The sequence below is a fragment of the Achromobacter colocynthidis genome, assembly GCF_057334535.1.
In genome coordinates, this window is the sequence record NZ_JBHFIZ010000039.1 from 693,854 (window position 1) to 705,448 (window position 11,595).

Sequence of the window (11,595 nt, forward strand, 5' to 3'; positions counted from 1 at the left end):
GCCCGGCATTGCCGATGTCGAACAACCACAAGATCGACCGCAAGAAGCTGGTCGAGATCTACGCCGGGATTCCGGCATAGCGGAAACAAGAACGGGGCGCGATGCCCCGTGTCTTTGGTCTACAGCCCCATCATGCGCTGGCTCAGATTGGCCAGCACCATCAGCAGCACCTGCGCCACGATCAGCAGCACCAAGGGCGAAAAGTCGATGCTGGTGCGCGGCAGGATGCGGCGGATGGGATCCAGCATGGGCGCGGTCAGCGCCTGCAGCAGCGGCATCATCGGCGCCGTCGGATTGACCCAGGACAGCACGGCCTGGATCAGCGTCAACCACACCACCAGGTTCAGCGCCCACTTGATGGTCATGATCAAGGCCGAGCCCATGGCGGCCGGCAGCAGCGCGGCGGGAATCAGCGCGCCCAGCGCCAGCAGCCAGATCAGCACGATATACAGCAGCGCGGCCAGCCAGGCGGCGACCAGACTCGTCCAGTCGATCTTGTTGCCGGCGGGAATGATCTTGCGCAGCGGCATCACCAGCCAGTTTGTTGCCTGGTAGATGGTGCGCGCAATCGGGTTGAAGGCGTGGAGGCGGATCGCGTGCATCCAGGCGCGGGCAATCAATGCCGCGCCGAACAGCGTGAACACGATTTCGAGGAGGAAGCGGAAGATTTCACCGAGCATGGAGGCGATCACCGAAAAAATGAGGAATCAATTGTCGCACGCTGCGTGGAAAGTTTGCTGCGGCGTTTGGCGGATGGAGATGACGCAAAAAAGCCGCCTAGCCAAGGCCAGGCGGCTCTAGTGAAGCTACAGCTTCGAACCGTCCTGATTAGGGACGGCCACCCGTGGGAAACGGCCACGAAGCGGCGGGATTCAGCGCGGTCTTTGCACCCGGGGCGGCAGCCGTGGACGGCGGCGTTGCGGGCTTCTTGGGAGCGGCTTTCTTCGCGGCAGGCTTCTTGGCAGCGGCGGGCTTGGCGGCAGCAGCCGGCTTGGCGGCGGCAGGAGCCTTCTTTGCAGCGGGAGCCTTCTTGGCAGCAGGCGCCTTCTTGGCAGCGGGGGCCTTCTTGGCTACCGCTTTCTTGGCAACTGCTTTCTTGGCGGCGGGCGCCTTCTTGGCAACGGCCTTTTTGGCGACGGCCTTCTTGGCTACCGCTTTCTTGGCGACGGCCTTCTTGGCGACGGCTTTCTTGGCAACTGCCTTCTTTGCGACGGCCTTCTTGGCTACCGTTTTCTTGGCTACCGCTTTCTTGGCAACGGCCTTCTTGGCGACAACCTTCTTGGCTACCGCTTTCTTGGCGACTGCCTTCTTGGCGACGGCCTTCTTGGCTACCGCTTTCTTGGCGACGACCTTCTTGGCTGCCGGCTTCTTGGCGGCAACCTTCTTCACTGCCGGCTTTTTGGCGGCGGCGACTTTCTTGACTGCTACCTTCTTGACAGCGGCTTTCTTGGCCGGTGCGGCCTTCTTAGCGACTGCCTTCTTGGCGGCGGGCTTCTTCGCCGCGGCTTTCTTTACGGCTTTCTTGGCTGTTGCCATGGTCATGCTCCTTAGGTTCAGGGGTCCCAGAACTTAAACCCGTGCCCCGACTCGCCAACAAAGCGAATCGTGCCCGGGCTATTCATCGGCGCATGCCGCTGTTCTGTGCGAGCAACAGCTACTACGGTTTGCGCTAATGAATTCGGCACAGCCATTTGATATGGCCCCCGCTCCTTTGGCGCGAGCCATTTCAAATGGCGCCGGTCGCAGCCTGATCACAGGCCGCCGACCGCTTGTTCTACGTGTTCGAAAACACCCTGACCAGGAAGCGCGTCATCAAGCCTGTCGCGAACGCGACGCTCTGTGTTGGCAGAGCGTGCCCGCGCCGGGCCTGATGACGTACTGCTTTACTCCCAGCTCAGCGTGCCACCGGTTTGGTATTCGATCACGCGAGTTTCAAAAAAGTTGCGTTCCTTTTTAAGATCGATCATTTCCGCCATCCAAGGGAAGGGATTCTCTTCCTGCGGGTACAGCGGTTCGATACCGATTTGCTGGCAACGACGGTTGGCGATGAAGCGCAGGTAGGATTTGAACATAGGTGCGTTCAAGCCCAACACGCCGCGCGGCATCGTGTCTTCGGCGTAAGCGTATTCGAGTTCGACCGCTTTGCGGAAGAGTTCTCGAATTTCTTCGCGGAAAGCCGGCGTCCACAGATGCGGATTTTCCAGTTTGACGGTGTTGATCAGGTCGATGCCGAAGTTGCAGTGCATGGATTCATCGCGAAGGATGTACATGTACTGTTCGGCCGCGCCGGTCATCTTGTTCTGGCGGCCCAGCGCCAGGATCTGCGTGAAGCCCACGTAGAAGAACAGGCCTTCCATCAAGCAAGCGAAAACGATCAGCGACTTCAGCAGCGTCTGGTCGGCTTCGGGCGTGCCCGTCTTGAAGTGGGGGTCCGCGATCGCGTCGATGAACGGGATCAGGAACTCGTCTTTGGCGCGGATGGACGGAACTTCGTTATAAGCGTTGAAGATCTCGGCTTCGTCCAGGTCCAGGCTTTCGACGATGTATTGATAAGCGTGCGTGTGGATCGCTTCCTCGAATGCCTGGCGCAGCAGGAACTGGCGGCATTCGGGAGCCGTGATGTGGCGGTAGGTGCCCAACACGATGTTGTTCGCGGCCAGCGAGTCGGCCGTGACGAAGAAACCCAGGTTGCGCTTCACGATGCGGCGTTCGTCTTCGGTGAGCCCGTTCGGGTTCTTCCAAAGCGCGATATCGCGCGACATGTTGATCTCTTGCGGCATCCAGTGGTTGGCGCACGTGGCCAAATACTTTTCCCACGCCCACTTGTACTTGAACGGCACAAGTTGATTGACGTCGGTTTCGCCGTTGATGATGCGCTTGTCGGCAACCTTCACGCGCTGCGCGGTGGCTGCACCGCTGGCGGCCAGACCGGCCGCGTGTTCAGGCGCGGCAGGCGTAGGCATGGCGGTGTCGCCGAACACACCCGTCGCCGCCCGGACTTCGGGCGCAGCCTGCTGGCCGCCCGCGGGGGCGGGGGAAGCAGGTTGCGTGGCGGTGGTGTCGTCTTCCCAATTAATCATTTCAATTCTCCGGAGGCGGTTATTGGCAGGCTTCGCACTCTTCGAAGCCGGGGTCGCCCGGCCGCATGGTGCAAACCGCCCCGAGAACTTCGGGTTCCGGCAAAACAGGTGCGGCGCCCACGGCCGCGGCCGTGGATTGGCCACCAGCAGTGACGGCGTTCAATTCGCCGCCGCGACCGGTGGACTTCTCGGCGCTGGTGGCGCCCAGGGTACGCAGGTAGTACGTGGTCTTCAGGCCACGCAGCCATGCCAGCTTGTAGGTGTCATCCAGCTTCTTGCCCGATGCGCCCGACATGTAGATGTTCAGCGACTGGGCTTGATCGATCCACTTCTGACGGCGCGACGCGCATTCAACCAGCCAGCTCGGTTCGACTTCGAACGCGGTGGCGTAGAGTTCGCGGAGTTCGGAAGGTACGCGATCGATGCGGGACAGGCTGCCGTCGAAGTACTTGAGGTCGGCGACCATGACTTCGTCCCAGAGACCGAGTTTCTTCAGGTCACGCACGAGGTAATCGTTAACGACCGTGAACTCGCCGGAGAGATTCGATTTGACGTACAAGTTCTGGAAAGTAGGTTCGATGCACGCAGATACACCAATGATATTGGAAATAGTCGCGGTTGGGGCAATTGCCACGCAATTGGAGTTGCGCATGCCATGTTGTTTGATGCGCGCGCGCAACGTATCCCAATCGAGCGTGCTCGATTCATCAACTTCAACATGACCACCGCGTTCATCACGCAGCATCTTCAACGTGTCTTGCGGCAAGATGCCACGCGACCACAACGAACCTTCATACGATTGATAGCGACCACGTTCTTCGGCGAGCAGGCTCGACGCGAAGTAGGCGTGATAGCAAACGGCTTCCATCGAACGATCAGCGAATTCAACGGCGGCTTGCGATGCATACGGCACGCGCATCATCTGCAGGCAATCCTGGAAGCCCATGATGCCCATGCCCACCGGACGATGGCGCGCGTTGGAATTGCGGGCCTTCTCGACGGCGTAGTAGTTGATGTCGATGACGTTGTCGAGCATGCGCATCGCGATGCTGACGGTGCGCTTGATCTTGTCGTGATCCAGTTCGAAACCACCACCGGCAGCCGGCTTCATGTGTGCGACCAGGTTCACCGAACCCAGGTTGCACACCGCGATTTCGGATTCGTTGGTGTTCAGCGTGATCTCGGTGCACAGGTTCGAGCTGTGGACGACGCCCACGTGCTGCTGGGGCGAACGGATGTTGCACGGATCCTTGAACGTGATCCACGGATGGCCGGTTTCGAACAGCATCGACAGCATCTTGCGCCACAGCGTCAGCGCCGGCATCTTCTTGTAGAGCTTGAGCTCGCCGCTGGCGACGCGCTTTTCGTGGCCGATATACGCTTCTTCAAACGCGCGGCCGTACTTGTCGTGCAGGTCGGGGCAGTCGGACGGCGAGAACAGCGTCCATTCACCACCTTCCATGACGCGCTTCATGAACAGGTCGGGAATCCAGTTCGCCGTGTTCATGTCGTGCGTGCGGCGGCGTTCGTCGCCGGTGTTCTTGCGCAGTTCCAGGAATTCTTCGATGTCCAGGTGCCACGATTCCAAGTACGTGCACACCGCGCCCTTGCGCTTGCCGCCCTGGTTCACCGCGACGGCGGTGTCGTTGACGACCTTCAGGAACGGAACCACGCCCTGGCTTTCGCCGTTGGTGCCCTTGATGTGGCTGCGCAGCGCGCGCACCGGAGTCCAGTCGTTGCCCAGGCCGCCGGCGTACTTGGCCAGCAGCGCGTTTTCCTTGATGGCGTCGTAGATGCCTTCCAGGTCATCCGACACGGTGGTCAGATAGCACGACGACAACTGCGAGTGCAGCGTGCCCGAGTTGAACAGCGTCGGCGTCGAGCTCATGAAGTCGAACGAGGACAGGATCTCGTAGAACTCGATGGCGCGCGCTTCGCGGTCGGCTTCACGCAGCGCCAGGCCCATGGCCACGCGCATGAAGAACACCTGCGGCAGTTCGATGCGGGTGCCGCGGATGTGCAGGAAGTAGCGGTCGTACAGGGTTTGCAGGCCCAGGTAGCCGAATTGCAGGTCGCGCTTGGCGTTCAAGGCCTTGCCCAGGCGGGTCAGGTCATAGTTGGCCAGTTCGGGCGACAGCAGGCCGCCTTCGATACCGCGAGCGATGAAGGTGGGGAAGTACTCGGCGTAGCGCGCGATCATGCCGTCTTGCGAGACTTCTTCGCCCAGCACTTCCTTGCGGATCGTGTGCAGCAGCAGGCGAGCGGTGACCTGGCTGTAGGCCGGGTCTTTTTCAACCAGCGCGCGCGCCGACAGGATGGCGGACTTGAACACTTCGTCGACGGGGATGCCGTCGTACAGGTTCTTGACCGTTTCCTTCAGGATGGATTCGCTGTCGATGAATTCGGCCAGGCCTTCGCCGGCGGCGACGATGGTCGCGCGCAGTTCAGCCAGGTCCAGCGGACGGCGCACGCCGGCGTCGGTCACGTTCAGCACGTGTTCCACGGGCGCGGCAGCGGCCTTTTCCTGGCCTTCGGCGGCAGCGGCGGCGGCGCGCTCTTGCGTGCGCTTCTCGCGGTACAGGACGTAGGCGCGGGCAACATCATGTTGGCCCGAGCGCATCAGCGCCAGTTCAACCTGGTCCTGGATGTCTTCAATATGGAAGGTGCCGCCGTTGGGGCGGTTGCGCACCAGGGCATTCACGGCCTGGCTGGTCAGGTTCTCGACCAGTTCACGCACCCGGGCGGACGCTGCGCCCTGGCCACCGTTCACGGCCAGGAAGGCCTTGGTCATGGCGATGGCGATCTTGCTGGGTTCAAACCCAACCACCGAGCCATTGCGGCGAATGATGTTGTAGCTGGCCCATTGCCCGCCATTGGCGTCGGCAGGGGAATCGGTTTGTGAGGGCGGCACGGCCGAAGGCCGGGTCACAGAGGCGATCGTAGTCTGCATGGAAGCTCCTGTGCGAAAACGCGTAGATAGCGACATGACGGCGGTCATGCCGGGTATGAATGTGGATCTTTTGAGGGGGTCGAAACGGCTTGGACGGCTTAGTCCAAAAGGCGTGGCCGACGAGAATCAGCGCTTAGGCGACCACAACATGTAGTGTAGCACCCCTCGTTGGACACTAATTCTAGTGATCGAGAACTACGGGAACAAGAAAAAGGTATGACGAAGCTCACAAAAGATTGTTACTAAATGCACTGGGCGCGCCCAGTAAGGCGCGCCCAGTAGTGCACGGCTCAAAGCGACTGTTTATGCGGTTTTCCGCAGAGGCATGTCGCGCGGGGCCGGTGCTGTATAGCTCTGCATCAATCGACCCAATTGCGTCCGGTACTTCTCGACGCTTGCTGCCTTCACGTGGCCGTAGCCGCGGATGGTTTCTGCAAGGCCGGCGATTGTAGCTGCTTGCGCGATGTTGTCCCGGTTCAACCCTACAAGAAGTTGGTCTATGGTCTGGCGATACTCGGCAACCAGCGCCCGTTCCATCTTGCGTTCGGCGGTGTGGCCGAAGGGATCGAACCAGGTGCCGCGCAGGCCCTTCATGCGCGTCAGCAATTTCAGTGCCGTCATGGTGCGCGGGCCCAGCGTCATCTTGCGCGGCACGCCGGTGCGCGGGTCCTTGCGGGCGAAGATCGGCGGGGCCATATGAAAGCGCAGGCTGTAGTCGCCTTCGAACTGGCCCTTCAATTGCGCCTGGAATGCGTCGCCGGTGTAAAGGCGCGCCACTTCGTATTCGTCCTTGTAGGCCATCAGCTTGAACAGGCCGCGCGCCACCGCCATCGCCAGGCGCGGCGTCTTGGTGTCGGGCGCCAATTAACGCTCGCGCGCCGCGACGGCTTCGACGACGTCCTGGTAGACGCGCGCATAACGGGCGTCCTGGTAGGCCGTCAGGTCCGCGATGCGGCGGGCCACGGCGCGGTCGAACGTTTCCGGCACATGTAGTTGCACGACCTGGGCGCGCGGACGCAAGGCGCTTTCCAGCGCATCGGGCTGGTGCGCGGCCAGGCGGCCGCTGTCAAAGGCGGCGCGATTGGCCGCGATGGCCACGCCGTTCAGCTCGATGGCGCGGTTGATGGCCGCTTGCGACAGCGGCACGCCGCCGCGTTGCCACGCATAGCCCAACATGAACATGTTGGACAGGATGCTGTCGCCGAACAAGGCCAGCGCGGCTTCGTGCGCATCAATGGCGGCCGTGTTGGCATCGCCCGCGGCGTGGCGGATCTTGGCCAGCAGCGCTTCGGGGCGCATGGCGGCGTCGGGGTTGCGGGTGAATTCGGATACCGGCGCAACATAGGTGTTGACCGTGACCTGGGTATGCCCACGACGCAGCGCGCCCAGCGAATCCGGCGCCACCGAGGCCACCGGGTCGCACAGGATGGCGGCATCGGCCTGCTGCCAATCCAGGCGGACGGGGCCTGCCGGCGCGCCCGCCGGGGCCAAGCGGATGTGGCTGACGACCGTGCCGCCTTTTTGCGCCAGGCCGGTCAGGTCCAACACCGCGGCCGACAGGCCTTCCAGGTGCGCGGCCATCGACACGATGGCGCCGATGGTGATGACGCCCGTGCCGCCCATGCCCGCGACCAGCAGCCGATAGGGTCGATCCAGCGACGGCGTGGCGGGCTGCGGCAACTGTTCGATAAGACGTTGCAGGCGTTCCTGATCAGTCTTGGGCGCCGCGCTCTTGCGTGGCTTGCCACCCATCACCGAGACGAAGCTGGGGCAGAACCCTTCCGCGCAGGAGTAGTCCTTGTTGCAGCTGGATTGGTCGATGGCGCGCTTGCGGCCATACGGCGTTTCCAGCGGCACCACCGACAGGCAGTTCGATTGCACGCCGCAGTCGCCGCAGCCTTCGCACACCGCGCTGTTGATCAGCATGCGGCGTGCCGGGTCAGGGAACTGGTTCTTCTTGCGCCGGCGGCGCTTCTCGGCGGCGCAGGTTTGATCATGGATCAGCACGGTCACGCCGGGAATCTCGCGCAGCTCGCGCTGCACCGCGTCCAGCTCACGGCGATGGTGCACCTTGATGTTGGGGCCCAGGTCCACGCCCTGGTATTTTTCTGGCTCGTCGCTGGTGACGACGATGCGCGCCACGTTCTCACCACGCAGTTGCTGGCAGATCTGCGGCACCGAGATCGGCCCGTCCACCGGCTGCCCGCCCGTCATCGCGACCGCGTCGTTAAACAGGATCTTGTAGGTGATGTTGGCGCGCGCGGCCACTGCCTGGCGGATCGCCAGATAGCCCGAGTGGTAATAGGTGCCTTCTCCCATGTTCTGGAAGATGTGCGGCATCTTGGTGTAGCGCGACAGGCCGATCCAATCGACGCCTTCGCCGCCCATCTGCGTCAGGCCGCCCGTGTCGCGGTCCATCCAGGCGGCCATGTAGTGGCAGCCCACGCCTGACAGCGCCTGGCTGCCCTCGGGCACCTTGGTCGACGTGCTGTGCGGACAGCCTGAACAGAAATAGGGACGGCGGCGCATGCCGTCGGCATCATTGGACAACGCCGATTGGCATTCGAACGCCGCCAGGTCCGCACCCAGCGGCAGGCCGGCGGTGCGGGTCAGCCAGGCGGCCAGCGGCTGGGCCAGCAGCGATGGGCGCAGTTGTCCGGCCGAGGGCACCAGCGTTTCGCCACCAAAGCCCTTCTTGCCGATGACCGACGGGCGCTCGGGCAAATTGAACAGCAGATCCTTGATCTGGCTTTCGACCACGGCGCCTTTTTCTTCAACCACCAGAATGTGCGACAACCCGCGCGCAAATTCCAGCAGCCGTTCGCCATCCATCGGCCAGGTCAGGCCCGGCTTGTAGATACGCACCGGTGCGTTGGCGGTGACGGTGTCCACACCCAGGCGCGCCAGCGCTTCCATGGTGTCCAGATGCGCCTTGCCGACCGTGACGATGCCCACGGTCGCCTTGGGCGCGGGACAGGTCAGGCGGTCGATGCTATGGCGGCGCGCGAATGCGGCAACCGCCTTCATGCGCAGGTTCATGCGCGTTTCGACGGCCAGCGACAAGAAGTCGCGCGCGGAATATTCCAGCGCTTCGGGCGGCATGTCGGGATCGGCCGGCATGTCGTAGTGCTGCACGGCGGCCGGCGTGAACGAGTGGCCGCTTTCGATGGTCTCGGATACCGCCTTGAACGCGACCCAGGTGCCGGCATAGCGCGACAGCGCCCAGCCCCACAGCGCGAAGGTTTCGTACTCATCGATAGAGGTCGGATGCACGATCGGCATCTGCCAACCGATCAACGACGCTTCGCTGGCGTGCGGAATGGACGACGACACGGCGGTGTGGTCATCGCCCACCACCACCAGCACGCCGCCGTTGCGCGATGCGCCGGCCGCGTTGCCGTGGTGCAGCGCATCGCCCGCGCGGTCCACGCCGGGGCCCTTGCCGTACCACATGGCAAACACGCCATCGACGTTGCGGTCGGCGCGCACGCCGGCCTGCTGCGTCCCCATGACGGCGGTGGCCGCCATGTCTTCATTGATGCCGGGCAAGAACGAGATCTGGCTGGCGTCCAGCGCCTTCTTCGCCTTCCACATCGCCATGTCCACGCCACCCAGCGGCGATCCCCGATAGCCCGACACAAAGCCGGCGGTGTTCAGCCCACGTTCGCGGTCAACCCGCGCCTGCGTGAGCATGATCCGCACGAGCGCTTGCGTCCCCGTCAGGAAGATGCGGCCGGACTCTCGGGTGAGGTTGTCGGCAAGCTGGTAGTCAAGGTCCAACTGGGGATCGGGGGCGGGAGTGCCGTCCATAATGAATGCTCCTGGTATTTGGCACCATGATAGGTTCGCGGAGCATCCGATTTATTGCGTTTTTGGATCGTGCTATCCCTATAATACGCAATGAACATTTCGTGTTCGACAAAAACCAGGAGACAAAGCGATGGACAAGACCGATATCGGCATCCTCAAGGCCTTGCAGGAGGACGGCCGGGCTTCGGCGCAGCAGTTGTCCGACAAGGTGGGGCTATCGGCCGCACCCGTGTGGCGGCGGGTAAAGGCGATGGAAGCCAGCGGGGTCATCCAGGGCTATAGCGCCCAGGTGGACCGCAGCAAGGTGGGGCTGGGCTGCATGTTCGCGCAGATCAGCCTGGAGCGGCATTCCTCGAACACGGTCGAGCACTTCGAGCGTTCGGTGCGCGACGCGCCCGAGATCCTGGAGTGTTATGCGGTGACCGGCGATTCCGACTTCCTGCTGAAGATCCTGGTCGAAAGCCCGGAAGCGTACGACCGTTTCCTGCACCGCTTCCTGTTCAACATGCCCGGCATCCGCCAGACACGCACCATCGTGGCGCTGCGCGAGATCAAGCACGAACAACGTCTGCCGCTGTAATTGATTTACGGCGCTCTCTATATATAGAGAGCGCCGGTGCGGTGTCGCTTGAAACCAACGCATTCGTGCGCGTTCCACACCTAAAACCGGCGCATTCCGGCGTGCACTGTTGCGCAATTGCACACGGCGCGGATCGTCGTTGATTCTTCCCTAGCGGCTCATTAGAGTGCGTCATGTTTGCTGCGCGAAGCCCGTGCCGGTCTGATCGGTACGCCGCGTCGACAGACGTGTTGAGGAAGTCATGAGCAGTGTGTATTTGCGTTCGGCCAGCATCGCCTGTGCCGTTCTTGTCCTGGCCGGTTGCGTGGCCAGAAAGCCCGCCGCCATCACCGACGGCCAGCCCGAGGCACCGCCCAAACCGGTGGCCTGCGTGCCCGCCAAAACGGGTGACCCCATGATCGGGACATGGCTGTCGAACACGCGGCCGCGCGACGTCAGCGGGGAACTGCAATCGCTGATCGTCTTGTCCGCCGATGGCACCATGGCCTATGAGTCGTTGCTCAAGATCGGGCGCAAGGCGCGTCCGGCCTTGCGTGAGACCGGCTGCTGGACCGTGGCCGACAACGTCTACACGATGCAGACGACCAAATCCGCCGGCGAGCCCGTGGATACCAAGGACCCCATCTACCTGAGCCGCTACCGCGTCGAAAAGGTCGAGCGCGCCAAGCTGACGCTGCGCGAGCTCAAGAGCGGCGGTCAATTGGTGACCGCGCGTCGCATGCCGCAGGGCTACCGCCTGCCTTACTGACCGTTGCGCGGGGCGGACACTGCGTGCGTCCGCCGCGCCAGGATGGGCTGGCTGCGGTAAGGTGCGGGCTTCGACTTTTGCCTTGCCGCCGGTTTCCCATGCCCGCCATGTCTTCTGAAGCACGCGCCATCGCGCTGCTTGCCCTGGCTGCTTTTGTCAGCGCCAGCGCCTTCCGTATTTGTGACCCCATGCTGCCGCAACTGGCGGCGGAATTCGGCACCTCTACCGGGCAGGCCGCGCGCGTGGTGACGGCGTTTGCCGTGGCATATGGCGTGTTGCAGATGTTCTTCGGCCCGGTGGGTGACCGCTACGGCAAGTACCGCGTCGTCAGCGTGGCGACGGTGGCCTGCGCCGTGGGCAGCGCCGGCGCCGTCATGGCGGATTCCCTGGATATGTTGGTCTTGTGCCGCGCCGTGTCGGGCGCGGC

7 protein-coding genes and 1 pseudogene are annotated in these 11,595 nt (G+C 62.8%); 3 read left to right on the forward strand and 5 right to left on the reverse strand.

All coding sequences use genetic code 11. From position 1 onward, the window contains the following. Positions 1-119 precede the first annotated feature (119 nt). The 5 genes and pseudogenes from ACE04A_RS29555 to ACE04A_RS29575 form a co-directional block, all read right to left on the reverse strand. On the reverse strand, positions 120-680 hold the full coding sequence (locus ACE04A_RS29555; protein WP_259252978.1) for a YggT family protein: 561 nt from the start codon (positions 678-680) through the stop codon (positions 120-122). Between the two features lie 148 nt (positions 681-828). Continuing rightward, positions 829-1,536: a histone H1-like DNA-binding protein gene (locus ACE04A_RS29560; RefSeq protein WP_485820801.1), complete on the reverse strand. Its 708-nt coding sequence runs from the start codon at positions 1,534-1,536 to the stop codon at positions 829-831. Positions 1,537-1,883: 347 nt separating this feature from the next. Further along, positions 1,884-3,080: a ribonucleotide-diphosphate reductase subunit beta gene (locus ACE04A_RS29565; RefSeq protein ID WP_050447107.1), complete on the reverse strand. Its 1,197-nt coding sequence runs from the start codon at positions 3,078-3,080 to the stop codon at positions 1,884-1,886. A gap of 19 nt (positions 3,081-3,099) precedes the next feature. Further along, complete coding sequence (locus ACE04A_RS29570) at positions 3,100-6,030, reverse strand: ribonucleoside-diphosphate reductase subunit alpha (RefSeq protein WP_100853212.1); 2,931 nt, start codon at positions 6,028-6,030, stop codon at positions 3,100-3,102. A 303-nt stretch (positions 6,031-6,333) separates the two neighbouring features. Further along, positions 6,334-9,840, reverse strand: a pseudogene (locus tag ACE04A_RS29575) (indolepyruvate ferredoxin oxidoreductase family protein). Between the two features lie 130 nt (positions 9,841-9,970). Between ACE04A_RS29575 and ACE04A_RS29580 the strand changes: the two are divergent. From ACE04A_RS29580 to ACE04A_RS29590, 3 genes are all read left to right on the forward strand, one after another. Further along, positions 9,971-10,420 (forward strand): Lrp/AsnC family transcriptional regulator, encoded by a 450-nt coding sequence (locus ACE04A_RS29580; protein WP_046806515.1) that lies wholly within the window; start codon positions 9,971-9,973, stop codon positions 10,418-10,420. A 241-nt stretch (positions 10,421-10,661) separates the two neighbouring features. Continuing rightward, positions 10,662-11,168 carry a hypothetical protein gene (locus tag ACE04A_RS29585; protein WP_100853210.1) on the forward strand — a complete coding sequence of 169 codons (507 nt, stop codon included), beginning with the start codon at positions 10,662-10,664 and terminating at the stop codon, positions 11,166-11,168. A 98-nt stretch (positions 11,169-11,266) separates the two neighbouring features. Then, positions 11,267-11,595 (forward strand): MFS transporter (locus ACE04A_RS29590; RefSeq protein ID WP_485820802.1); only part of this gene is annotated, 329 nt, incomplete at its 3' end.

What these genes read in the sequence shown, in the direction of transcription:
- ACE04A_RS29555 (WP_259252978.1), bottom strand. Translation starts at nt 680, where the DNA reads ATGCTCGGTGAAATCTTCCGCTTCCTCCTCGAAATCGTGTTCACGCTG.
- ACE04A_RS29560 (WP_485820801.1), bottom strand. Translation starts at nt 1,536, where the DNA reads ATGGCAACAGCCAAGAAAGCCGTAAAGAAAGCCGCGGCGAAGAAGCCC.
- ACE04A_RS29565 (WP_050447107.1), bottom strand. Translation starts at nt 3,080, where the DNA reads ATGATTAATTGGGAAGACGACACCACCGCCACGCAACCTGCTTCCCCC.
- ACE04A_RS29570 (WP_100853212.1), bottom strand. Translation starts at nt 6,030, where the DNA reads ATGCAGACTACGATCGCCTCTGTGACCCGGCCTTCGGCCGTGCCGCCC.
- ACE04A_RS29580 (WP_046806515.1), top strand. Translation starts at nt 9,971, where the DNA reads ATGGACAAGACCGATATCGGCATCCTCAAGGCCTTGCAGGAGGACGGC.
- ACE04A_RS29585 (WP_100853210.1), top strand. Translation starts at nt 10,662, where the DNA reads ATGAGCAGTGTGTATTTGCGTTCGGCCAGCATCGCCTGTGCCGTTCTT.